This is a genomic window from Flagellimonas sp. HMM57 (assembly GCF_021390175.1).
Taxonomy (GTDB): Bacteria; Bacteroidota; Bacteroidia; order Flavobacteriales; family Flavobacteriaceae; genus Flagellimonas.
The window spans coordinates 3,014,112-3,040,278 of sequence record NZ_CP090004.1 but is presented as its reverse complement, the minus strand read 5'-3'; the positions used below and the strand labels follow the sequence as shown (position 1 = coordinate 3,040,278).

Annotated in this window: 21 protein-coding genes; 20 read left to right on the top strand and 1 reads right to left on the bottom strand. The window is 38.4% G+C overall.

The genetic code is table 11. From position 1 onward, the window contains the following. Positions 1-38: 38 nt before the first annotated feature. The 7 genes from LV716_RS13525 (at position 39) to LV716_RS13500 (ending at position 8,250) form a co-directional block, all read left to right on the top strand. Complete coding sequence (locus LV716_RS13525; RefSeq protein ID WP_163418320.1) at positions 39-1,055, top strand: bifunctional oligoribonuclease/PAP phosphatase NrnA; 1,017 nt, start codon at positions 39-41, stop codon at positions 1,053-1,055. Then, complete coding sequence (gene gldI, locus LV716_RS13520; protein WP_163418319.1) at positions 1,052-1,618, top strand: gliding motility-associated peptidyl-prolyl isomerase GldI; 567 nt, start codon at positions 1,052-1,054, stop codon at positions 1,616-1,618. The genes LV716_RS13525 and gldI overlap by 4 nt, the downstream gene beginning before the upstream one ends. Next, entirely contained in the window at positions 1,615-2,565 is a 951-nt protein-coding gene (locus tag LV716_RS13515) for a peptidylprolyl isomerase (protein ID WP_370637408.1), read from the top strand. The genes gldI and LV716_RS13515 overlap by 4 nt, the downstream gene beginning before the upstream one ends. Further along, positions 2,538-2,723: an FKBP-type peptidyl-prolyl cis-trans isomerase gene (locus tag LV716_RS18555; RefSeq protein WP_370637407.1), complete on the top strand. Its 186-nt coding sequence runs from the start codon at positions 2,538-2,540 to the stop codon at positions 2,721-2,723. Before LV716_RS13515 ends, LV716_RS18555 begins: the two co-directional genes overlap by 28 nt. 146 nt (positions 2,724-2,869) lie before the next feature. After that, positions 2,870-3,937 (top strand): DUF3810 domain-containing protein, encoded by a 1,068-nt coding sequence (locus LV716_RS13510; protein ID WP_163418317.1) that lies wholly within the window; start codon positions 2,870-2,872, stop codon positions 3,935-3,937. A 65-nt stretch (positions 3,938-4,002) separates the two neighbouring features. Next, positions 4,003-6,945: an amidohydrolase family protein gene (locus LV716_RS13505; RefSeq protein ID WP_163418316.1), complete on the top strand. Its 2,943-nt coding sequence runs from the start codon at positions 4,003-4,005 to the stop codon at positions 6,943-6,945. Positions 6,946-6,957: 12 nt separating this feature from the next. Then, complete coding sequence (locus LV716_RS13500) at positions 6,958-8,250, top strand: amidohydrolase family protein (RefSeq protein ID WP_163418315.1); 1,293 nt, start codon at positions 6,958-6,960, stop codon at positions 8,248-8,250. A gap of 122 nt (positions 8,251-8,372) precedes the next feature. Here LV716_RS13500 and LV716_RS13495 read toward each other — a convergent pair whose 3' ends face one another. Continuing rightward, positions 8,373-9,176 (bottom strand): DUF6503 family protein, encoded by an 804-nt coding sequence (locus LV716_RS13495; RefSeq protein ID WP_163418314.1) that lies wholly within the window; start codon positions 9,174-9,176, stop codon positions 8,373-8,375. A 69-nt stretch (positions 9,177-9,245) separates the two neighbouring features. On the opposite strand from LV716_RS13495, the gene LV716_RS13490 reads away from it, so the two are divergent. The 13 genes from LV716_RS13490 (at position 9,246) to LV716_RS13430 (ending at position 25,940) form a co-directional block, all read left to right on the top strand. Further along, on the top strand, positions 9,246-10,046 hold the full coding sequence (locus LV716_RS13490; protein WP_163418313.1) for an RNA methyltransferase: 801 nt from the start codon (positions 9,246-9,248) through the stop codon (positions 10,044-10,046). Positions 10,047-10,049: 3 nt separating this feature from the next. Next, positions 10,050-11,282, top strand: coding sequence for a M48 family metallopeptidase (locus tag LV716_RS13485; RefSeq protein ID WP_163418312.1), 1,233 nt, complete (start codon positions 10,050-10,052; stop codon positions 11,280-11,282). 44 nt (positions 11,283-11,326) lie between these two features. Next, positions 11,327-13,531: a bifunctional (p)ppGpp synthetase/guanosine-3',5'-bis(diphosphate) 3'-pyrophosphohydrolase gene (locus tag LV716_RS13480; RefSeq protein WP_163418311.1), complete on the top strand. Its 2,205-nt coding sequence runs from the start codon at positions 11,327-11,329 to the stop codon at positions 13,529-13,531. A gap of 42 nt (positions 13,532-13,573) precedes the next feature. Further along, complete coding sequence (locus LV716_RS13475; RefSeq protein ID WP_163418310.1) at positions 13,574-14,029, top strand: Fur family transcriptional regulator; 456 nt, start codon at positions 13,574-13,576, stop codon at positions 14,027-14,029. A gap of 12 nt (positions 14,030-14,041) precedes the next feature. Then, a complete protein-coding gene (locus tag LV716_RS13470) occupies positions 14,042-15,310 on the top strand; it encodes an adenylosuccinate synthase (RefSeq protein ID WP_163418309.1) in 1,269 nt (422 codons plus the stop codon). A gap of 231 nt (positions 15,311-15,541) precedes the next feature. Further along, positions 15,542-17,200 (top strand): OstA-like protein, encoded by a 1,659-nt coding sequence (locus tag LV716_RS13465; RefSeq protein ID WP_370637529.1) that lies wholly within the window; start codon positions 15,542-15,544, stop codon positions 17,198-17,200. Beyond that, positions 17,200-18,396: an aspartate aminotransferase family protein gene (locus LV716_RS13460; protein ID WP_163418307.1), complete on the top strand. Its 1,197-nt coding sequence runs from the start codon at positions 17,200-17,202 to the stop codon at positions 18,394-18,396. Before LV716_RS13465 ends, LV716_RS13460 begins: the two co-directional genes overlap by 1 nt. An 86-nt stretch (positions 18,397-18,482) precedes the next feature. Next, positions 18,483-19,883 carry a tetratricopeptide repeat protein gene (locus LV716_RS13455; RefSeq protein WP_163418306.1) on the top strand — a complete coding sequence of 467 codons (1,401 nt, stop codon included), beginning with the start codon at positions 18,483-18,485 and terminating at the stop codon, positions 19,881-19,883. 29 nt (positions 19,884-19,912) lie between these two features. Beyond that, the gene (locus LV716_RS13450) at positions 19,913-20,830 is read left to right on the top strand and encodes a DUF368 domain-containing protein (protein ID WP_163418305.1); all 918 of its coding nucleotides are present in this window, start codon (positions 19,913-19,915) and stop codon (positions 20,828-20,830) included. 14 nt (positions 20,831-20,844) lie between these two features. Then, positions 20,845-21,882 carry a DUF368 domain-containing protein gene (locus LV716_RS13445; RefSeq protein WP_163418304.1) on the top strand — a complete coding sequence of 346 codons (1,038 nt, stop codon included), beginning with the start codon at positions 20,845-20,847 and terminating at the stop codon, positions 21,880-21,882. Then, positions 21,836-22,588, top strand: coding sequence for a shikimate dehydrogenase (locus LV716_RS13440; protein ID WP_163418303.1), 753 nt, complete (start codon positions 21,836-21,838; stop codon positions 22,586-22,588). The genes LV716_RS13445 and LV716_RS13440 overlap by 47 nt, the downstream gene beginning before the upstream one ends. 216 nt (positions 22,589-22,804) lie before the next feature. Continuing rightward, entirely contained in the window at positions 22,805-24,817 is a 2,013-nt protein-coding gene (locus LV716_RS13435) for a DUF349 domain-containing protein (protein ID WP_370637528.1), read from the top strand. A gap of 148 nt (positions 24,818-24,965) precedes the next feature. Then, on the top strand, positions 24,966-25,940 hold the full coding sequence (locus LV716_RS13430; protein WP_163418302.1) for a hypothetical protein: 975 nt from the start codon (positions 24,966-24,968) through the stop codon (positions 25,938-25,940). Positions 25,941-26,167: the final 227 nt, after the last annotated feature.

Below are 26,167 nucleotides of genomic sequence, written 5' to 3'. Positions count from 1 at the left end.
GAGTTACGACTATGTTATATTATTGTATCTTTGAGCCCATGAATTTAGAGGACATCACGACGGTTAAGTCGATTCTTTCCAAGCCCCAAAAAATCGTAATCATACCTCATAAAAATCCAGACGGAGACGCCATAGGTTCGTGTTTGGGACTGAACGGTTTTCTTATTTCACAAGGACATGATTCCACTGTCATAGCGCCAAACGATTACCCAAAGTTTCTAAAATGGATGCCGGGAAACGAGTCCATCTTAAATTTTGAAAAAGAAAATTCGCAATCTAAAAAATGTTTGGAAGAAGCAACAGTAGTCTTCACACTCGACTTTAATGATCTATCTAGAGTAGGACAGTTGGAATCGGTTTTAAAAGAAAAAGAAGCTACTTTTATAATGATCGACCATCACCAACAACCTAGCGACTATGCAACGGTTACCTATTCAGATGTTAGGATGAGCTCTACTTGCGAAATGGTCTATAATTTCATTGAATATTTAAGTGAAATCGATAAAATAGATGAAGAAATCGCAACCAACCTGTATACGGGAATCATGACAGATACCGGCTCGTTCAAATATAGGTCGACCTCTAGCAGAACACATCGCGTTATAGCAGATTTAATAGATAAAGGGGCCCATAATATGGAAATCCACCAAAGGGTCTACGATACTAATTCTCCCTCTCGGCTTCATCTCTTGGGTGTAGCGCTGAGCAACATGGTCATACTCCCAGAATATAGCACGGCCTATATAACGCTTTCGCAAGAAGAGTTGGATAAACATGATTTTAAAAAAGGAGACACCGAAGGTTTTGTCAATTATGGGTTGACCTTGGAAGGGATTATTTTTGCAGTCATCTTTATTGAAAACAAAGAAGAGGGAATCATAAAAATATCGTTCCGTTCCATTGGTGATTTTTCGGTAAATGAATTTGCCAGAAAACATTTTAACGGAGGTGGACATGACAATGCTGCTGGTGGAAGAAGCGACATGAGTATAAAAGAAACTACAAAACAATTCGTTACACTTTTAGAGTCCTATAAAAACCAACTATGTTCATGAGAATTGTGTTTTTTATTTTTTTGGCCCTTCTAATGGTAAATTGTGGAGGACCAGAACCAAGAAAACCGGTAAAAGTAAAATCGGGGAGTTTTTTTAAGGAATCCGTTGAGCGAAATAAAGAACTGCTTGCCCTGGAGGAAAAAATGATACAGGCAATCATTGAAAAAGACACCATACATGATTACCAAGCCAGTCCAAACGGGTTCTGGTATTATTTTGAAACAAAAAACGATACCGCAACTTACCTACCAAAAACAAACGATCAAATATTGTTTTCCTACAATCTTCTATCATTGGCAAATGATACTATTTATACCATGAAGGATAAAGGCCCAACATCTTACGTTGTAGACAAGGAACAACTCTTCCCCGGGCTTCAAAATGCGGTGAAATTGCTAAAAGTAAGCGAGCGGGCAACATTTTTGTTTCCTTCCCTGCAAGCATATGGATACCATGGTGACGGAAATGATATTGGACCAAAAACACCATTAAAATCTACAATAGAATTGCATACAATAATCATAAATCAAGACAGTTTAAATTTAAAATCAGAAAAACAATGAAACAATACCTTGTTTTAATAGCACTATGTTCAATCGTATTCTTAGGATGCAAATCTGGCAAATATGCCGATTTGGAAGATGGGATTTATGCAGATATACAGACTAGCCAAGGCGATATTCTCGTAAAACTGGAGCACGAAAAAACCCCAGTTACCGTCGCCAATTTTGTATCCTTGGCGGAAGGAAAAAGTCCCTTTGTAAGCGACAGTCTTAAAGATAAGAAGTATTACGACGGACTTATTTTTCATAGGATCATCAAAGATTTTATGATTCAAGGAGGCGATCCTACAGGTACAGGACGCGGAAATCCCGGCTATAAATTTAAAGATGAGTTCCATGATTCACTTTCTCACTCAAAAAAAGGAATTCTATCCATGGCAAACTCCGGTCCCAAAACCAATGGAAGCCAATTTTTTATAACGCACAAAGAAACCCCATGGTTAGATGGCAGACATACCGTTTTTGGTGAAGTTGTGGAAGGAATGGACGTTGTGGATACGCTTGCAAATGTTGAAGTGGTCGCTCCTGCCAACAAACCCAAAGTCGACGTGGTCATGAATGCCGTAGAGATTATACGAAACGGTAAAGAGGCAAAAAAGTTTGATGCCATTCAGATTATGACCGATTATTTTGCAGAGGAGGAAGCCGTAGTTGCCGCTTTTGAAAAAATGAAAAGTGAATTATTGGCCGATTTTGAACAACAAAAAGAAGCAGCCGAAGAAAGCGATTCAGAATTAAAAATCTTTTCATTGACCAAAGGAGAGGGCGAACAGCCAAAAATAGGTCAGAAAGTATTGGTAAACTATGCTGGATGGTTGCCGAACGGAGATCTATTCGATAGCAATTATGAGGATATTGCCGTCAAATTCAATAAGTACGACGATAGAAGAAAGCAAGGTGGCGGCTATTCCCCGTACCTATGGAATACGGGCCCGAAGCACGTTTGATTCCTGGATTCAAAGAAGGGTTACAAACGATGAAAGTTGGTGATAAAATTCGTTTATTTATTCCACCACATCTGGGTTATGGAGCACAAGGTGGAGGCCCTATCCCACCAAACTCTGACCTTATCTTTGATTTGGAAATCGTTGGAATTCAAGAATAGTTTTCCAAAAAAAATTAGTTAAAAAGTCGCGCATCTGCGCGACTTTTTTTCTTTGCCATAAAGGTATGTTAAGAGTATGATAGATGTTGGCAATATAAAAATTAAGAGCTAGTTTCGGCAGATACTATAGTTACCTTGCATTTTAAATGAAACAAAGGATTAAGACCATACTGATCATTGCCTTACCGCTTCAGGTAATCTTGGTAAAATGGTTGGGCAATTATCCAGAACTTGTAGAAACACATTACAGTAATGGTATATATCCTACCATATCACGTTTTTTGAGAATACTCTTTGGATGGGTTCCTTTTTCCGTAGGAGATCTTTTTTACACGGTTTTAGTGTTTTTGGCATTTAGATACATTTATAAAAACCATAAATCTATTAGAAAAAAGCCTTTACTTTTCCTAAAGAATATTACTGTGATATTGTCCATAGCATATTTTGTTTTTCATTTCCTCTGGGGTTTAAATTATTACAGGCAACCAATAACTTGGAGATTCCAGATTGAAAAAGAATATACTCTAGATCAGTTGGTTTCCACTACAGAACATTTGACAAGACAGGCAAATAACTACCAAATACAAATTACCGGTGATACCATTGATCCCGTTGAAATTCCGTATTCAAGAAAAGAAATCTTCAAAAAGACAGAAGAAGGATATGCTAAGTTAAAGGAATACTATCCCGATTTTGAATACAAAACCCCAAGTCTTAAAGCCTCAACTTATAGTCTTCCGCTCACCTATATGGGATATGGAGGGTATTTAAACCCTTTTTCCAATGAGGCGCAGGTGAATGGATTATTACCTGCCTTTAGATTACCGACCGTAAGCGGGCACGAAGTGGGACACCAATTGGGATATTCTGCAGAAGATGCCACCAATCTGATAGGTTTTTTGGTCACCTCAAAAAATGACGACGTCTATTTTAAATATGCCGCTTACTCGCATGCTTTGGGCTATTGCCTATCGGATTTATCAAGAAAAGACGAAGCAAGATTTAATGAGCTTATTGAAAAACTCAATCCAGGCGTGAAGAAAAACTTTAGGGAAGTAGCCACTTTCTGGGAGCACTATGAAAACCCATTGGAGCCTGTGTTCAAATCGCTTTTTAATACCTTTTTAAAAGCAAACAACCAACAGGAAGGTATCCAAAGTTACAACTCAGTAGTAGGGCTTGTCATTGGTTATCATGAAAAGTACGGTTTCTAGAAACTCGCTTGTAGAATAGCATCACTTCAATTACCTTTAAACAGACTAATCCAATATACGAGCACATGAAAATGAAACTCTTTGCTTTCGCTTTATTTTTGGGCGGAACGGCTTTGTTTGCACAAGATTATTTTCCAAAGAATGATGGTGTCAAAACAAAGAACAACAACTACAGGGCATTCACAAATGCCAAGATATACATTACCCCTACCCAAGTTATAGAAAATGGGACACTGCTTATTCAAAATGGAAAAGTAGTACAAGCAGGAAGCAATGTGACAATTCCAAAAAATACTGTCATTGAAGATTTAAAAGGAAAATATATTTATCCTTCTTTTATTGATGTGTTTTCCAGTTTTGGGATAAAGATGCCCGAAAAAGCTAAAAGTAGCGGGCGTTCGGCACAGTATGGACCTTCAAGAGAAGGGTTTTACTGGAATGACCATATTATGCCAGAAAATAATGCAATTACCAGTTTCACATATGATAAGAAAAAAGCAGAAGTACTGCGCAAGGTTGGTTTTGGAACGGTTAACTCCCATATTCAAGATGGTATAGTTAGGGGAACAGGAGTTCTAGTGACCTTAAATGATGAGGGAAACGAATCTGAACGAATATTGGATGACAGGTCCGCTCAATACCATTCTTTCAAAAAAAGTATTGCCAAAAATCAATCTTACCCCACTTCGCTTATGGGAGCAACTGCTCTACTGCGACAGTTATATTACGATATGGATTGGTATGGTAAAGGCAACGTGTCAACAAAAGATCGTTCCATCGAAGCATTGATAGAAAACAAAAACATGATGCAGATCTTTGCTGCAGGAAGCAATGGAAATGTATTGCGTGCCGATAAAATTGGCGACCAGTTTGGAATGCAATATGCAATTTTGGCGGGTGGTGACGAATATGAAAACATAAAAGAAGTTAAAGCTACAAATGCCAAATTGATCGTTCCCATTAACTTCCCAAAAGCTTATGATGTCTCCAACCCCTATGAAGCACATTATGTTTCTTTAAAAGATATGCGGCATTGGAACCTAGCGCCTTCAAACCCAAAAGTTTTAGAGGAAAACGCCATTCAATTTGCACTCACACTCCATGATTTAAAATCACCTACAGATTTTACATCAAAATTGATGAAAGCCTTAAAATATGGACTTTCAAAAACAACGGCATTGGAAGCACTGACAAGGGTACCTGCCAATATTTTAGGAAAGACCAACGAGATTGGCACCTTACAACCTGGCAGACAGGCAAATTTTTTGATCACTTCAGGAGATATTTTTGAAAAAGGAAACACGCTTTACGAAAATTGGGTACAAGGTAAAAAACATGTTATCAATCCAAAAGATCAAAAGGATATTCGGGGAGAATACAGTCTTTCTGCCAACGGAAAAACATACACGGTTTCAATCAGTGGAGATGCTGGTAAACCAAAGGCGAGTGTCAAACAAGACACCTTAAAACTGGATTCAAAAACTGACTATACCGAAGATTGGTTAAACCTGTCCTTTTCCGATAAAGCGGGAGAATCCTATCGGTTGATAGCCCTTGTTACGGACAACATAGAAAACATTAAAGGGAAAATGGTGTCACCCGATAGTAGGGAGTCATCCGTTACCCTTCGAAGAACATCAGCTTTTCAGGAAAAAGCAAAGAAAGATAGTGCACATTCTGCTCCAGAATTGGTAAGCCTATCCTACCCCAATGTAGGCTACGGTTATAAGACCAAACCAAAGCAGGAAAACACTCTTTTTAAGAACGCAACTGTTTGGACAGGGGAAGCCATCCTAGAAAACACCGATGTCCTGGTCAAAAACGGAAAAATTTCGAGGATAGGGAAAGATTTAAATGCAGGAAATGCCAAGACCGTTGATGCGACTGGAAAGCATGTGACCGCTGGAATCATAGATGAACATTCACACATTGCCGCATTGGCCATTAATGAGGCTGGCCACAACTCCACTGCCGAAGTAAAAATGACGGATGTAATCGACCCCAAGGACATGGATATCTATAGAAATTTGGGTGGTGGTGTCACAACGCTTCAACTACTCCATGGGTCTGCCAACCCCATTGGTGGACGTTCGGCAATATTAAGGTTAAAATGGGGCGAAAGTGCGGACGGACTTATATTCCAAGACTCACCCAAGTTTATAAAGTTTGCGTTGGGCGAAAATGTAAAACAGTCCAATTGGCAGAGCTTTTCACGTTTCCCGCAAACACGTATGGGCGTTGAACAGGTTTTTGTAGATTATTTTCAGCGGGCAAAAGAATACGATGCCAAGAAAAAAAGTGGTCAACCTTTTCGGTACGATGAAGAAATGGAAACCCTTGCGGAGATTTTGAACGGAGAGCGATTTATAAGTTGTCATTCCTACGTACAGAGCGAGATAAACATGCTGATGAAGGTCGCGGAGAAGTTTGATTTTACCGTAAATACTTTCACCCATATTCTTGAAGGATATAAGGTGGCCGATAAAATGGCCGAACACGGTGTTGGAGGTTCCACTTTTAGTGATTGGTGGGCATACAAGTATGAAGTAAATGATGCCATCCCTCACAATGCTGCAATAATGGCAAGCCAAGGCGTTACTGTAGCTATAAACAGTGATGATGCAGAAATGTCCAGAAGATTGAATCAAGAAGCGGGCAAAACAGTTAAATATGGTGGTATGTCAGAAATTGAAGCATGGAAAACCGTAACGCTGAATCCAGCAAAACTATTACACATCGATGAGCGCGTAGGGAGTATAGAAGTTGGCAAGGATGCAGATCTGGTGCTGTGGAGCGACCATCCGCTTTCTGTGTATGCCAAAGCAGAAAAGACCATGATCGAAGGTGTAATCTATTTTGATTTGGAAAAAGACAAAATGCTTAGAGAAGCTGCAAAAAAAGAGCGAAACATGCTTACAAATATGATGCTCAATGAAAAAGAGAGCGGAAAAAAAATGCAAGGCCCAAAACAGAACAAAAAAGATAGGTTTCACTGCGATAGCCTTTAAAACTATAAAAACATGAAAAGAATATTAGTATCACTACTCGTTTTAGGGTTTACAGGGAATTTTATGCTGTCCGCACAACAGACGCCAGCTTCAGCCCAATCCGAAGCAATTACGATAACAGGTGCAACTGCCCATATTGGCAATGGAACAATTAAAGAGAACTGTACCTTGGTTTTTGAAGATGGTAAAATAACTGCCATAGGTGGCTCGGAAATTGAAAGTAAAGGACAAGTTATCAATGCGAACGGAAAACATATCTACCCTGGGTTTATAGCTCCAGGCAAGGCTTTAGGTCTGGTTGAGGTCAATGCGGTAAGAGCAAGTAATGACCAAGACGAAATTGGAGATATGATTCCACATATACGCAGTATAATTGCATATAATGCCGAATCTAAAGTAGTAGAAAGTATGCGTCCCAATGGCGTGTTGTTAAGTCAAATAACACCAAAAGGCGGAAGGATTTCGGGTACATCCTCTATCGTACAGTTTGATGCTTGGAACTGGGAAGATGCAACTGTAAAGACTGATGACGGCATCCACTTGAACTGGCCAACGCTTTTCAGAAATGGTAGATGGTGGATGGGAGAACCAAGAGGTTTTATCCCTAATAAAGACTATCAAAAACAGGTCAATGATGTTAAGACCTTTATGCAAAACGCAAATGCCTATGGCAAGGGAAATGCTAATGAAGTTAACGCTCCATATGCAGCTATGCAAGGTATTTTTGATGGTTCCAAACACTTATACATCTATGCCGACGGTGAAAAAGAGATAATGGACGCTATTACAAACGCTAAAGCAGCTGGAGCAACAAAAATAGTTCTGGTAGGTGGATATCATGCCCATAAGATTTCTGATTTTCTAAAGGAAAACAACATTCCTATTTTGGTCAATTTTACCCACACCCTGCCAAAATTCGATGATGACGATTATGATTTCACCTATAAACTACCAAAACTATTAGTGGATGAAGGATTAATTGTGGGACTTCAAAATGCATCAGCTTCAAACTTTCAGACCAGGAATCTGCCTTTCTACGCAGGTCAAGTGGTCGCGCAAGGATTAGAGAAGGAAAAAGCGCTACAATTGATAACTGGAAACAATGCCAAAATTTTAGGTATCGATGCTGATTACGGCACCTTGGAAGTTGGTAAAAGCGCCACACTGTTCATTTCTGAGGGTGATGCTTTGGATATGCGCACCAACCAACTTTCCAGAGCCTTTATAGATGGACGCGATATCTCTTTGGAGACCCATCAAACGGAACTTTGGAAAAGATACATGGGCAAGTACGAAGGGAAGTAGAATTTGGGCTATGTGCTAAACGCTACAAGCCACGCACAATTTACAACTTTAGTGTAGGCGAATAGCGTTTAGCATTTATTGTTGGTTTGTACTACGTTTTGAAACCAAACTAAACCCAAATATTAATTTTTCTTCACCTCAACAAATTTTGCAGCTTCAGGTTTTGCGTAAAAATCTTCTGATTTTGAATTAGTATCCACCATTACATTTTCAAAAGCGACCGTGCTTCTGGCATCTAGGATTTTACCTTCTTCGACACTATGCCATGTAATTGATTTTGGTAAAGTAAGACCATGTAGGGTTTGCCAATCGTCATATCTAATCCATTTTACGTTATCAGAAGCTTCACCAGACCTGTAGGTCACAGTGTATCCCAACCAAGCCATTTGATGGTTATCAGGATTATAATGGATAAAATATTCATCTTTGGAAGACGCACCCACACCAGATTCATAAGAAATTCGTACGCCAGGATAGTTTTTGTCCTCATAGATTACATCTTCTGTCTCCGAATAAATGATACCATCATCGGCAAGGACAAAAGGCATTGCATAAAAATAGAACATCAGGTTATGGTAAAAACCGGCATCACCTTTATATTCACTTTCGGTATCTAAAAGCCAAACTTCTTTTCCATCAAAACCAAGAGAAAACGTATCGGTATCCACCCTATCTTTTCGTGACCATAAATCTATGGTATGTGTCTCTGTAAAATCTTTTTTTGGCAAATCATAAGACAGTGTTCTGTGTCTATTCCAGGTTTCCAACCCCCCATGGGCAGCAAAGACTTTTTCCAAGGCCTCTGGAAATGCTTTTTTAGGTTCAAGGCTTTCTTCTTGAGGACTTGTTTTTGCTTCCTCTTTTTTTGGAGCAGGCTTACAGGCGCCAATGGCAACTGCGAGCAGCAGGATAATTACTTTGTTCATATTATTTAGTTTGTTGCTTTGTCGGAAAAAACTGTTGAAGATTACAAGAATACGTATTTTTGAAGTGTGATGGAAACTAAATTGATTAGCAGTACCCAGAACCCATTGATTAAAAAGGTATTATTGCTAAAGGAAAAATCCCGTGAACGAAAAAAAACTGGATTTTTTATAATAGAAGGACAGCGAGAAATTGAACTTGCACTTAAAGGGGAGTACCTTCTGGAAACAATACTTTTCTGTCCCGAAGTCCAGACCAATTTTGATATTTCTGCCTACTCCAAAAAACAAAAAATTGAGATTGTACAACTATCCAAACCTGTTTACGAGAAAATAGCTTATAGGGAAAAAACAGAAGGTATTTTGGCCATTGCCAAAGGAAAATCACATGGTCTTTCCCAAATTCAATTTAAAACCGACAATCCTTTAATCCTCGTAGCTGAAGCACCTGAAAAACCAGGAAATATAGGTGCATTATTACGAACCGCAGATGCAGCTGCCGTAGATGCTGTTTTAATTGCCAATCCTAAATCCGACCTATATAATCCCAATATTGTGCGCTCCAGTGTTGGATGTGTATTCACGAATCAAATTGGAACAGGAACTACAGAAGAGATTATCCACTTTTTAAAGGAACAAAAAATCAAAATATATTGTGCGGCACTAACTGCATCCAAAATTTATTTGGATTGTGATTTTAATACATCTTCCGCAATTGTTGTTGGCACCGAAGCTACCGGATTAACAGAAGCTTGGCTTCAGAATTCCGACCAAAACCTAATAATCCCGATGCAGGGTGAAATCGATTCTATGAATGTTTCCGTATCGGCGGCAATACTTATATTTGAAGCCAAGCGGCAACGTGGATTATAGCCTATGGAAAAAACTACTCTGTTCTACATTATTATAGGTATTCTAGTAATTCAATATTTGATTCATCAATTATTGGAGTATTTAAATGCAAAACATTTTAAAACCAAAGTGCCTTCTGAATTAAGCGATGTATATGATGACAAAGAATACCATAAATCGCAACAATACAAGAATGCCAATTACCGATTCAGTTTGCTTTCCGATGGTTTTTCTTTGATACTCACCCTTTGTTTTCTATTCTTTGGTGGCTTTGAATGGATAGATACGTTAACACGTTCTGTTACGACCGATACAATTCCTATGGCCTTACTATTTTTTGGCATCATTATGTTGGGAAGTACTTTTCTAGGAATTCCTTTTTCATACTACCAGACTTTTGTAATCGAGGAACGTTATGGTTTCAATAAAACCTCCAAAAAATTATTTTTTCTTGATAAAATCAAAGGACTCCTGCTGACCACAATTTTTGGCGGTGGTGTGCTTTCACTTTTCATATTGTTCTATCAGTGGACTGGTCCAAATTTTTGGATTTACGCTTGGATTATGATTGGCGCTGTCATTTTGTTCATGAATTTATTTTATAGCAGATTTATTGTCCCTTTATTTAACAAACAAACGCCACTCGCGGAAGGAAGTCTAAAAAATGCAATCGAGAACTATGCCAAAAAAGTTGGTTTTGAGCTCAATAATATTTTTGTAATTGACGGCTCAAAACGATCAACCAAGGCCAATGCCTACTTTTCCGGTTTTGGAAAGGAAAAACGAATCACGTTGTTCGATACCCTGATCGATGATTTGAGCGAAGATGAAATTGTTGCGGTCTTAGCCCATGAAGTCGGACATTATAAAAGAAATCATATCATTTTTAACTTGATAGTATCTCTGGGTCTGACCGGTTTTACGCTTTTCATCCTTTCCCTTTTTATCAATATTCCCGAAGTGTCCTTGGCCATAGGGGTAAATACAGCCAGTTTTCATGCAGGTCTGGTCGGTTTTGTGTTATTGTACAGTCCAATTTCTGAGATTACTGGATTGGCCATGAACTACCTATCCCGAAAGTTTGAGTTTCAAGCGGACGATTATGCCAAAAATACGTTTGCTGCCATGCCTTTGGTAACCTCATTGAAAAAATTATCAAAAAACAGTTTGAGCAATTTAACCCCGCACCCTGCCTACGTTTTCGTACACTACTCCCACCCACCTCTTGTTGAACGTATTAGAAACCTAAAGGCATAATTTTTGTTGTTTACGTTTACAGATTATGGTAACTTTAATATAATATGACAGAAGCTGCTATAGAAAAAGAGAACAAGCAAATTGCGAAGCAATACAAAGAATTGCTCCGGATAAGCTATCAAAACTTGACTTCGGAGGACAAGAAATTGATACGCTCAGCTTTTGACGTGGCCGTTGATGCACATAAAGACCAGCGTAGAAAATCTGGTGAAGCTTATATTTTTCATCCGATTGCCGTGGCAAAGATAGTAGCCTCGGAAATTGGTTTGGATGCCGTTTCCATAGCTTCTGCTTTGCTTCACGATGTTGTGGAAGATACGCCTTACACACTCGCGGATATAGAGCGTATGTTTGGTGAAACCGTTGCTCGTATCGTTGACGGCCTCACAAAAATATCACACTTAAAAAAGGATAAAGATGTAAGCCAGCAAGCAGAGAACTTTAGAAAAATGCTGTTGACCTTGCATGATGATGTACGGGTTATCATTATTAAAATTGCGGATAGGTACCACAACATGCTCACCATGGATTCCATGCCCGAGCACAAACAGGTGAAGATAGCTTCGGAAACCTTATACATTTATGCACCATTGGCCCATCGAATAGGGCTTTACAATATAAAAACACATTTAGAGGACCTCAGCTTAAAATATACGGAGCCAGAGGTATACCAAGATATACAGGCAAAAATTGAAGATACCGAGGAAGAACAATTGGCTTACATCGAAGATTTTTCCAATGTTATAAGGACTTCACTGGATAAAGAAGGACTGAATTACGACATCAAAGGAAGGATGAAATCCATTTTTTCCATCAGAAGAAAAATGAAGGTGCAAAATGTTTCTTTTGATGAGGTGTACGACAAATTTGCCCTGCGTATCATTTACAAATCGGATAGAAAAAATGAAAAGTTTTTAGCTTGGAAAATCTATTCTATCGTAACAGATCATTTTACGCCAAACCCTATTCGTTTGCGGGATTGGATTACATCGCCAAAATCTACAGGTTATGAAGCCTTGCACATTACCGTTATGGGACCCAAGGGAAAATGGGTAGAGGTGCAAATACGGAGCGAACGTATGCACGAGATTGCGGAAAAGGGATATGCAGCCCATTTTAAATACAAACATGGCGAACAGAAAGAACAGGGTATAGAAGATTGGTTAAACCGATTACAGGAAGCATTAGAGACTTCAAACAATAATGCGGTTGATTTTGTTGAAGAATTTAAATTGAATCTATACTCCAAGGAAATCTTTGTATTTACGCCCAAGGGAGAATTAAAGTCCATGCCCAAAGGAGCTACACCTTTGGATTTTGCTTTTCACATTCACACTGAGATAGGCATGAAAACCAGAGGGGCTAGAGTCAATGGAAAGTTGGTCCCCTTAGGGTCAGAGCTACGTAGCGGTGACCAAGTTGAAATTATTACTTCGGAAAGTGCCAAGCCCAATCAAAGTTGGTTGGATTATGCACATACGGCACGGGCACGCTCAAAAATCAAATCATCGCTTGGCGAGGAGAAAAAAAGTGTTGCAGCAGATGGCAAAGAAATCCTTCGTAGAAAACTTAAGTCGCAAAAAATAACGCTTAACGAGGATACGGTCAATAAGCTGGTCACTTATTTTAAATTAAAGACCAGCCTAGATTTATTCTATCGCGTAGGTATTGGTGTTATAGATAATGAACGAATCAAGGAATTTGCATCGTCATATCACAATGCATTCTTAAACTTCTTTAAAAACAGAATCAGACGAAATCCTACTCCCAAGGATATTGATAAGGAAGAGATTACCACTACGTATGACATGCTTGTTTTTGGCAAGGAAGAGGAAAAATTAAGCTATAAGCTTTCGCAGTGTTGCAATCCTATTCCAGGGGATGATGTTTTTGGTTTTTTAAGTGTAAGCGATGGTATAAAGGTGCACAAGAAAAATTGCCCCAATGCGATTTCCCTGCAATCCAACTACGCCTACAGAATCATGACGGCCAAATGGATAGATTCGACCCAAGAAGACTTTAAGGCAGATATTAATATTACAGGAATCGACAATTTGGGACTTGTAAATGAAATTACCAATATTATATCGGACAATATGCACGTAAACATGCGAAATTTAAATTTTTCTGCTGATGGCGGAACGTTTACGGGCAAGATTACATTGGTGGTAAAAAACAATGCCATCTTGAAAAAGTTGGTCAACAATTTAAAGCAGATAGAGGGCATAGACAAAGTCACCAGAATTTAATTTTTAGCTGTACCTTTGTCCTTTAGTTTAGGTCAGAAAGCTATGGGGAACAACAAAAATCAAGAAATCGTAAAAAATGTATTCACTTCTTTTTTAGAGGATAATGGGCATCGCAAAACACCAGAACGCTATGCAATCTTACAAGAAATCTATAATAGCGATGACCATTTTGATGTAGAGTCTCTTTACATCAAAATGAAAACAAAAAATTATAGGGTAAGCCGTGCCACATTATATAATACGATTGAGCTTTTGTTGGATTGTAAGTTAGTGCGAAAACATCAATTTGGAAAAAATCAGGCACAATACGAAAAATCCTATTTTGACCGTCAACATGACCATGTTATATTGACAGATACCGGAGAGGTAGTGGAGTTTTGTGACCCTCGAATCCAATCCATTAAAAAGACAATCGAAGAGGTTTTTGACATTAAGATCAACAACCATTCCCTATATTTCTACGGAACACGTAACAAAGAAGAAAACCTAACCGAATAACCAATACATTTCATGGTAGATTTATTGCTTGGACTCCAATGGGGAGACGAAGGAAAAGGAAAAATTGTTGATGTACTTACCAAAGATTATGATATTATTGCCAGGTTTCAAGGCGGACCCAATGCAGGGCATACGTTGGAGTTTGATGGTATAAAACATGTCCTTCATACTATACCATCAGGAATTTTTCATAAAAATGCCGTGAATGTAGTAGGTAACGGAGTGGTCATAGATCCTGTTATCTTCAAAAAAGAGTTGGACAATCTAGAAAAGTTTGAAATTGATATTGTTTCCAAGCTTTTCATTTCTAGAAAGGCACATCTTATTCTACCAACGCACCGCCTACTGGATGCTGCTTCCGAAGCTGCAAAAGGAAAAGCCAAGATTGGTTCCACATTAAAAGGAATAGGCCCTACCTACATGGATAAGACGGGGAGAAACGGTATGCGTGTGGGTGATTTAGAGTTTGACAATTGGGAAGCAAAATACCGTGCCCTAGCAGATAAACACGAAGCCATGATCGGGTTCTACAATGTAGATATCCAATATGACCTTAAAGAATTGGAAGCGGAATTCCATGAAGGAATCGCTACGCTAAAACAACTACGATTTATAGACAGCGAAGAATATATTTTTCAAGCCCAAAAAGAGGGCAAAAAAATATTGGCAGAAGGAGCACAGGGTTCTCTATTGGATATTGATTTTGGAACGTACCCTTTTGTTACATCGTCCAACACCACAGCGGCAGGAGCCTGTACCGGTCTGGGAGTAGCCCCAAATAAGATTGGGCGCGTTCTGGGGATTTTCAAAGCATATGCCACAAGAGTTGGCAGTGGCCCCTTCCCCACAGAACTATTTGATGAGGACGGAGAAACAATGGGTCGGGTTGGAAACGAGTTTGGTGCTACCACTGGAAGGCCGCGAAGATGTGGATGGTTAGATCTGGTTGCTTTAAAATACGCAGTGCAAGTTAATGGTGTAACTGAACTGATGATGATGAAAGCAGATGTACTTAGCGGATTTAAAAGCTTAAAGGTATGTACGGCTTATAAATACAAGGGCGAAGAAATTGAACACCTACCCTACAATATAGAAAGTGAGCATATAGTTCCGGTTTATAAGGAGATGAAAGGTTGGACAAAAGATTTGACCAAACTGACCAAAGCAGAAGAGCTCCCGCCCGCCCTAAACGATTATATTTCATTTTTAGAGGCTGAATTGAATGTACCCATCAAGATAGTATCGGTTGGACCGGATAGGCTACAGACTATTCATAGATAATCTTAAAATCTGTTTTCAAACAGGTGTTTACTATTTTCAATTGTATTATAACTATTGGTGTGTGAGTTGATTTAGTTTAATCCTGTTGTTGAGTGGATTTACCTATTCCCGCAACCTAATTCCCAAACCTTTCTAAATGATTTTTATCGCTTTCGCTAAAAATCATACTTTTGGGCAAAATTCAATGCATTGAAAAGAATTTTAATAGTGCTTTTTATCTTCTGTCTCTATGTGGGCAATGCCCAAGAAGAAGGACAAACACCAGAAAGCAAACAAATAAATATTGTATACGGTGCAAATTTCACCAAGGATGAAGCGCAATTTCCTGGAGCGTCCATATTTAGTAAGGATGATCAGCGCCAAGTTCAATTTGAGCACAAAGGAGCCGATTTATGGTGTGATATCGCTATTTTTTATTCTCAAGAAAACAGGCTTAGAGCCATTGGTAATGTGAGGTTGCAGCAAGGCGATTCCATAGAGATGAACAGTGCAAAGTTGGATTGGAACGGAGATACAAGTTTAGCCAAAGCATGGGAAAATGTTGATTTGACAGATGGAAAAATGACGTTGACCACGGACACCTTGTACTTTGATCGTGAAAAGCAAGTTTCCTATTATAATTCGGGGGGCAAGGTTGTCGATTCTGTCAATGTACTGACGAGTAAAATAGGTACGTATTTCACCGAATTGAAAAAAGTTCAGTTTAGAAGTGATGTACATATCGACAATCCCGAGTATATCATAGATTCTGAACAATTGGACTATTACCGTGTTTCAAAAAACGCATATATGTACGGTCCCTCCACCATCACCGGAGAAGAATATAAAATTTATTGTGAGCGTGGTTTTTATGATACCAAAATCGAGCAAGGCTACGGCATTAAAAATACCAGAATTGATTACAATTACAAGATAATTGAGGGGGATAGCCTCTATTTTGACAAGACCTCTGAATTTGCTTCGGCCACCAACAATATTCAAATTACAGATACTATAAATGATGGGGTTATACGAGCCCATTATGCAGAGGTATTCAAGGCCAAGGATTCTGTTTTTGCCACAAAAAGAGCCGTTTCAGTAAGCTTGGTAGAACAAGACTCCCTGTACATGCACGGAGATACCCTAATGGTGACCGGTAAGCCCGAAAGTCGCATTCTTAGGGCTTTCAGAAATGCAAAATTCTATAAAAAGGATTTGAGCGGTAAGTGCGACTCTATCCATTCTGAAGAAAAAACAGGGATTACCCAATTAATACGCAATCCCATCATGTGGAACGTTGAAAATCAGATAACCGGAGATAGCATCCACTTAATTTCAGATTTGGAAACTGAAAAACTGGATTCGCTAAAAGTACTGGAAAACGCTTTTATCATCTCCTTTGATACTATTGGTAAAGTTGGTTACAATCAAGCCAAAGGGAAAGATCTGTTTGGAAAATTCATCGAAAACGAGCTTAAAATCATTGATCTGGTCAAAAACACCGAAGTCATTTATTACATGTATAATGATGACGATGAGTTAATTGGTATCGATAAGACTATTTGCAGTAAGATACGATTGCTCATGGCAAATAACGATATAGAGGATATCACCTTTTTCGTAAATCCGGATGGCGACATCTTTCCAGATAAAGATTTGCCCTTGGAAAGTAGAAAATTAAAGGGATTTGTTTGGCGTGGGGACGAACGCATTTTAAGCAAAGATGATATTTTTGATGAGGATGACAACAATATAGAACTTGTTCCCATACGCGGTATTGAAAACCCTATAGATATTGATGCCGAAGAACAGGAGCGCCAAAAAAATCAAAACGACCCAATTAACAATATACCAAACACAAAAGGCATAAAGCCTAAACAGGTTACTGCTAAAAAGGTACAGAAACCCTGATGCTAAAAGATGATTTTCACACATACCAAACCCAGACTACCCCTCACCCACTTGGACTAGAAGTTTCTCATGCCCTTGGAAGTTACATCTATGATTTGCAAGGCAATACACATTTGGATTTTGTAGCTGGTGTTTCGGCTTGCAGCCTTGGACATTGTCACCCTAGTGTGGTCAATGCTATCAAAGAACAGGCAGAAAAGTACATGCACGTAATGGTATATGGAGAGTATGTGCAGCAACCTGCAGTGGAATACACAAAGCTTTTGGCCTCATACCTGCCCGAAAACCTTACAACAACCTACTTGGTCAATTCTGGCACAGAAGCCATAGAAGGCGCTTTAAAATTGGCTAGAAGGTATACTGGCCGTTCCCAGCTCATAGCTGCCCATCATGCGTATCACGGCAATACCATGGGAAGTTTGAGCATTATGGGTTTCGAGAAACGTAAAAGCGCATTTAGACCATTAATTCCAGATGTCGACTTTATTACGTTTAATGTACTGGAAGATTTAGAAAAGATTACTGAAAAAACAGCAGCGGTCATTCTAGAGACCATTCAGGGTGGAGCAGGATTTATATTGCCAGAAAACGGATATCTAGAGCAAGTAAGGCAACGTTGCAATGAAGTTGGCGCACTCCTGATCTTGGACGAGATACAACCCGGATTTGGAAGGACGGGAAGACTCTTTGCATTTGAACATTTTAACTGTATACCAGATATTTTAGTCGTCGGAAAGGGCATGGCATCAGGATTGCCTGTTGGAGCTTTTATTGCCTCAAAAGAACTGATGGATACCTTACAAGATGCTCCAAAGCTTGGACATATTACCACATTTGGCGGAAATCCCGTAATCGCAGCTGCCAGCTTGGCAACATTAAGGGAACTAACTGAAAATCGCCTCATTCAAGAGACATTAGCGAAAGAAAAACTGTTCCGTTCCCTTTTGGTACACCCTTTGATTAAAGAGATACGGGGTAAAGGTTTAATGCTTGCCTTACTGCTCGAAGATGAAAAAATCGTTGACTATTTAGTGTTGACGGCGGCCAAAGACAGACTCATTCTTTTTTGGTTGCTTTTTGAACCCAAAGCAGTACGTATTTCGCCGCCTTTGACTATTTCCATGAAAGAAATAACCGAAGGATGCGACAAAATAATAGCAATTTTAAAGGCATATAAACCCGCAGCTGTTAACTAATTTGTTGATAACATACCCAAAATGCGGACTTAAAGATAAAGGCAAAGGGCTAATTTTAAGTCCATAGTGTAACCAATATACCTTCTATGGCATCAAATCCCAACGAACACCCAGACAAATCGATCAGCAAGTTTGAGTCCATGCTCAAGACAGATGACGTCTATTTTTTCGATGCTGAGGACTTTGAGGAAATCATTCACCACTATTTGAACAATGGTAAAGTTTCATTGGGCAAAAAAGCCATTCAAATTGGTTTGGAACAACACCCTAACTCATCGGAATTAAAATTACTCCGTGTTGAAGTCTTGGTCTTTGAAGACCGATATGAAGAAGCGGAAAGGCTATTGGACGAACTTCAGAATATCAATTCCAACAACGAAGAGATTTACATCCAACGCGCCAATATACAATCAAAACAGGACAACCATCAAGAGGCCGTTAATCTTCTTATGGAAGCATTACAACTTACTGATGATAGTTTTGATATTCACTCACTTCTGGGAATGGAATATCTTTTTTTAGATGACTTTGAAAAGGCCAAACGTAGTTTTATGAGATGTGTGGACTTTGATGATAGCGATTATTCCTCACTTTATAATGTTATTTATTGCTTTGAATTTTTAGAGGATTTTGATGGTGCTATCCTTTATTTAAATGCATATTTGGAGCGTAACCCCTATTCCGAAGTGGCATGGCATCAATTGGGTAAAATGTACTATGCCATGGACATGTATAAGGAAGCATTGACAGCGTATGATTTTGCTATTATATCCGATGATTCGTTTATAGGTGCCTATTTTGAAAAAGGAAAGGTTTTGGAAAAGTTGGGAAGGCTCAATGAGGCCATTGAGAACTATGAGACAACAATCTCCATAGAAGACCCTACTTCACATGCTTACCTTCGAATAGGAAAGTGTCATGAAAAACTGGGCAACAATGATCTCGCCAAATACTACTACTATAGTACAGTTCACGAAGACCCTTTACTTGACAAAGGCTGGCTGGCTATCACTAATTTCCATTTTAAGTTGGAGAATTATGAAAAAGCCTTGTACTACATCAATAAGGCTATCAATATTGATGGTGAAAATCCTTTGTACTGGAAAAAGTGTGCAAAAATATATTTTGCGCTGAACAATTTTGATGAAGCTGATTTTGCCTACAAACAAACTGTTGATTTGGGTAATTATGAACACGATACTTGGCAGAATTGGGCAGATGTACTGAAAAAGATAAAAGATTATAATTCTTCGATTCAAGTATTGGTGCAGGGTATAGAATTTTATCCTGAAAGTGCCGAACTTGCATATAAACTAGCAGGTATTTATCTAAAAAACAATGAGATTCTGCTTGCTAAGGAAAAATTGAAGCATGCCATAGAGATAGATGCTGAAAAATTACCTTTATTCGAAGAAGAGTTTCCTGAATTTAGTGAAGTATCATGGTTACAGACCTTGGTCTCAGAAATAAAAAAAACGTCCACATAATTAAGGGTTCCCTTATCTTAGCATAGTTCATGAAAGTTCGTCAATTAATCGATTACGTGTTTGTCACGTTAAAGGGTATGGCAATGGGTGCGGCCGATGTAGTTCCAGGGGTATCAGGTGGAACCATAGCCTTTATTTCCGGTATTTATGAGGAATTGATAAGTTCCATCAATAACATAAACCTTTCACTCTTTAAAACATTACAGAAAGAAGGGGTTAAAGCTTTTTGGGACAAAGCCAACGGTAATTTTTTATTGGCTCTTTTCTTAGGCATTTTTATCAGTGTGGTATCACTGGCCAAGTTTCTTAGTTGGTTATTGGAAAATAAGCCCATATTGTTATGGTCGTTCTTTTTTGGACTTGTATTTGCAAGTATCTTCTTTGTGGGCAAAGAAATTGCAAAATGGAATTTTGGAACCATTAGTATTTTCTTAATAGGTGCTGCTCTTGCGTTCGTTATTACAGAACTTCCCCCCAATGAAAATGTAAACAGTCTTCCCTACCTTTTCTTATCTGGAGCCTTAGCTGTTTGTGCCATGATATTGCCGGGCATATCAGGTGCTTTTATTCTTGTTTTGTTAGGCTCGTATAAAACGATTCTGGATGCGGTTCATGAAAAAGATATAAAAATCGTAATTACAGTAGGTTTGGGTGCCATTTTTGGGCTCTTAAGTTTTGCACGAATCCTAAAATGGATGTTTAATCACTATAAAAACATAACCTTAGCCCTGCTAACAGGTTTTATACTGGGATCTTTAAACAAAATCTGGCCTTGGAAAAAAGTTTTGGAAACCAGAACCTTTGGGGACAAGACCATCGTCATAGATGATATGAATGTATGGCCGTGGGCATTTGAAGGAGATAACCAACTAATACTTGCCTTAATCCTAGCTATAACAGGTTTTTCGCTTATTTTTATCTTGGAAAGATTTGCTTCCAAAAAATAAGGGTAGACTTTTGTATGCATCAGCCTAGAACATTACTGGATAATATTTTTTTGATCATAAAGGGCCTTTGTATGGGAACAGCAAACAAAGTTCCCGGCGTTTCAGGGGGAATTGTTGCCTTCGTGGGCGGGTTTTATGAAGAATTCATTTATTCGCTGCAAAAAATTAATTCCAAGGCTCTCAAGTTATTACTAAACGGTAGGTTTAAGAGTTTTTATCAATACACTAACGGTCAATTTCTTTTATTGTTGATTTTCGGGATGTTGGTAAGTTATTTTAGCATTTCTAGGGTATTGGACTTTTTTTTAGAACAAAATGAACTCTTTGTATGGGCTTGCTTCTTTGGGATGATCTTAGGTTCCATTTACTATATTTCCAAAGACTTTGACCATTGGAACAGGAGAACCATAACAGCGGGAATCATTGGTTTGGCAATAGGTATTTCCATTAGTTTTCTAAATCCCGCTACTGAGAACGATAATCTATTCTTCATATTTTTCTGTGGCATAATCAGTGTTTCCGGTATGACGCTGCCCGGGCTTTCCGGCTCTTTTATTCTAATCCTTTTAGGAAATTATGTGCTCTTGTTGGTCGATTCCGTAAATGCACTCTATGACACCATTTCTGAAGTGTTTTCTGGAGACTTAAGCTTTATGGAAAACTCCGAGCGCATGCAAACGCTTAAAATATTGGGAATCTTCACCCTTGGTTCCGCGACAGGTTTGGTTACCTTTTCGCACTTGCTCAGTTATCTTCTGAAATATTATAAGGAAATCTCCACTGCGGTGATCGTAGGCTTTATCACAGGTTCGCTTGGAGTTGTATGGCCTTGGAAGCGAACCATGTACAAAACAGATGTATTTGGCAACGTATTGCTCGATTCCAATGGGGATAAAATCGTGCTCAATTACGAACGCTATTTTCCCAATTTGGGAAATCCAGAAACTTGGTGGGCCATCCTTTTTGTAATCTTGGGTATCTTAGTATTATTGATTTTGGATTGGTATGGAAAAAACAGAAAAGAAAGAGAACAGGTACGGACTGCTGGGTAAGGATATATCCTACTCTTTTTCCAAGGGCTATTTTACGAGAAAGTTCAAGGAATTAAAGTTGGATAATTATAGCTATGAAAACTTTGACCTCGCTGATATCTCTAAATTTAAAAGGCTTTTGAGTGAAAACACCATACGAGGCTTAAATGTAACCATACCCTACAAAGAACAAATAATTCCTTTTTTAACGGAACTGGACGGTACCGCAAAAATAATAGGTGCGGTAAATACCATAAAAATCACAGAAAATGGTTTGAAAGGTTACAATACAGATTTTTATGGGTTTCAAAAATCAATAGAGCCCTATATAAAAAAGCACCACACTAAGGCACTCATTCTAGGGACCGGAGGAGCATCAAAAGCCATAAGCTTTGTTTTCAAAGAACTTGGTATATCGTATTCCTATGTTTCCAGAACTAAAAAGAACGATTATTTGATTTACGAAGAATTAGATAAAGAGACAATCGAAACACATACCGTCATCGTAAATTGCACACCATTGGGTACTTTTCCCAACATTAACGAAAAACCTTCAATACCCTATAAATTCCTGAACAATAGGCACTTTTTGTTTGATCTCATATATAATCCAGAAAAGACGGCATTTTTAAAAGAAGGTGAGAAAATGGAAGCCAGCATATGTAATGGGTTGAAAATGTTGCAGTTACAAGCAGAAAAAGCTTGGGGAATCTGGAATGCCAAATAAGACCGCGAATCGTACTTTATTTTGTTCAATCTACACAAGGGCGAAACTTAAACAAAAGAAGCGTCGTTACTTTTGTAATTGGGTAATTTAGTTGTTAACTTGGCTATAATTATCATCAATCCAAAGGAAAAGACACTACTGATGCAGGAAAATGAACAAAAACTTCAGGAAACTGAAGGTGATGCTGAACTCAACCCGGAGAAGAGGATTAAAAACATGGAAGAAAGCCCCATTTCTGAGCCAAAAACATCCGATGATTCAGTACCAGACATAGAAGAAATACCAACCCAAGACAATAAGTCCGAAGAAACGTCTCAAGCTGAAGAACAACTTTCATCCAAAGAACAACCTTCATCCAAAGAAGAGCCTTCCAAAACAGAAGATGCCGACAAGGTCATGGAGGAGATAGAAGAATCCAATGCTGAGGATGCAGAAGATAAGGACAATGAGAAAAGGCACCATATCCCCTTACTGGATTACCATGCAATGTCCATGGAGAATTTAGTTGGGGAATTACAGCGTTTGGTAAGGAATGAAAAAGTGCAGGCTATAAATAAGCATGCAAGTTCCATTAAATATGAGTTTGACCAAAAATTCCAAGAGTTTTTAGAGCACAAAAAAGAAGAGTTTGTGGCCAATGGTGGCAATGAAATCGATTTTCGCTACAATTCTGTTGCCAAAAGACAGTTTAATGAGGTTTTTGCAGAATTCCGTGAAAAACGAGACCAATATTATAAAAATCTTGAACAGAACTTAAAAAGCAATCTTCAAAAAAGGCTGGAAATCATTGAAGAGCTCAAAGGTCTTATGAATGTAGAGGAAGACATCAATACAACTTATAAAAACTTCAAAGATTTACAGGAAAGATGGCGCAATGCAGGACCTATTCCGAGAAATAATTATAACGACGTGTGGCGAACATACCATCACCACATGGAAATTTTCTATGATTTTTTACACCTGAACAGGGAACTACGTGATCTTGATTTTAAGCACAATCTAGAAGAAAAACTAAAACTGGTAGAACGTGCCGAAGCATTGGCGAACGAACCCGATCTAGGAAAAGCTTTTAGAGAACTACAAACGCTCCATAAAATCTGGAAGGAAGATATAGGCCCGGTTGCCAAGGAGCAGCGTGAGGAGGTATGGGAGCGTTTTAGCAACGCTACTAAAGCCATGCACCAACGTAGACAAGAAAACTACCAAGAACTAGAAAAAGTCTACGAGCAAAATCTAGAAAAGAAACAAGGGATTATTGCCAACATACTGCATATTGCAGAAAATGTTACCAATAATCACAAAGCGCTCCAACAACAGATAAAAGAGATTGAAGCACTACGAGAATCTTTTTTTAAAGCGGGTAAGGTTCCACAAAAAGTGAACGAACAAACATGGAGCACTTTTAAAGAAGCTGTTCGCAAGTTCAATCGAAATAAAAATTCTTTCTACAAAAATCAAAAAAAGGAACAACACGACAATCTGGAAAAAAAACGAGCTTTGTTGAATTTGGCCCTTGCGCTCAAGGATAGTGATGATAAGGAAATGGCAACTCCCGAAATGAAACGCATCCAGAGCGAATGGAAAAAAATTGGGCATGTGCCTCGTAAATATTCAGATAAGATCTGGAACGAGTTCAAAAATGCCTGTAACCACTATTTTAATAGGCTTCATGAAGAGAAGAATGAAGCTCAAAAAGAAGAGTATGCAAATTTTGAAAAGAAAAATGCATGTTTGGATAGACTTAAAGCTTTCCAGTTAAGTGGTGACTCTGAAAAAGATATTGTAAGCTTAAAAAAGTTTATTTCTGAATGGAAAACTTACGGACGCTTACCCTACAATAAAAAACATATCAACGGGAAGTTCAATAAAATCGTAGATGCTCTGTTTAAAAAATTGGGTGTTAGCAGGCAAGAGTCAGAATTACTTAGATATGGGGACAAAATGCAGCAATTGGCACATGATGATAATGACATGGCCATTAGCAAAGAGCGAGCCTTTATCCGCAAAAAAATTGAAGAAAGTAAATCTGAAATCAGGCAATTGGAAAACAATCTACAGTTCTTCTCAAATGCTTCCGAGGACAATCCTTTGGTGAAAGATGTAATTAAAAATATTGACCAGCACAAACAAGCTTTGGAAACATGGAAAGCAAAGCTCAAGAAACTCAATATCATGCAGCACAACCGTGATAAGGAGGTCGAAGAAGGAAATAACACAGAGGAAGAGTAGTAGTTTTTTATATTGAAAGCTACAGTATTTAATACGACCTTATTGATTCGGGGTGAAGCTTCAGGTATCAATTGTTAAAAACGATTGATTTCTCAGCCGATTGACGCAACTTATCCCTACAACGGCGTCTTTGGAATAAAGCTTCGTTATGAATAGATTCAAAATATTCTTGGGATTTATCTTTTTGGCTCTAATTTCCTGTACAGAGGAAGAAATTACTAAAACTGATTCCATTACGGATCCCGATACTGATTTGGAAGTACCTACAGACCCTGATATTGATTCGGAGATACCTTTTGAGTATAAATTCGAAAAAGAAAGTTTTACGCATGCATTGACAAATACCGCTGTTCCGTACCATCTTTTTGAACCAAAAAATGCTGAAGGTTCCAACACTAAATTCCCTTTGATCATAGCATTGCACGGAGCGGAATATTTTCTCACGCCCGAAGATGATTTTTTGAACATAGACTATACTGGCTATATGGCCTTGGCATGGATAGAAAAAGAAAATCAGGAAAAGTACCCTGCATATGTTGTTGCTCCACATCTTCACGAAGCCCTTTGGGAAAATAACGAGGATTATTTTGGATGGTCAAATACCGCTTCTTCCGATTTTGTAGAAAAATTGTTGGACCATCTTATCAAAACAGAAAACATTGATACGAACAGGGTCTATATTACCGGTCATTCCATGGGAGGCGATGGAACTTGGTATTTAGGCGCAAAATTACAGGATAGAATAGCTGCCATCGTGCCTTTAAGTAATGCTGTGAGCGAATCAACCATGTCATTTGTCAAGAGTAAAATTGAAAACGGAACTTTTGAAAATTTCCCTATATGGAATTTTATTCATAGAAACGATGGTGGAGCCGTTTATTCACAAGAGCTCTTTACCACATTTGAAGCCAATGGTCATGATAATGTATATACCCATAAAGTTGGAGGTGTGGATTATGACTTGACCACTGAAGAAATTCTTGCAGAAATCAATGATGGCAAGCTACGCTTTCATACAGAATATAGCTATTCATGTGACTTGGCATATTGTCATTTCGCAATGGGCAAAGCCTTACGAGAACCTTTTTTATTTGAATGGCTCTTCAAGCAAAAAAGAAAGTGAAGAACAGGGTTCATCCAATCCTATTCTAAAGCACATTCAAAATAATTCTTCACGAATTATCAACCAACATAAAGCTATAAGTTACCAGATATCAATATAAATCCAATAAGTAATTTATAAGGTCGGTGGTTGCGACAATACCATTAAATGATATTGAAATATCGCTTTCATCACTATCTAGATTATCTCTAGAAATTATAATATCTAAACCGATTACTCCTTCGGAT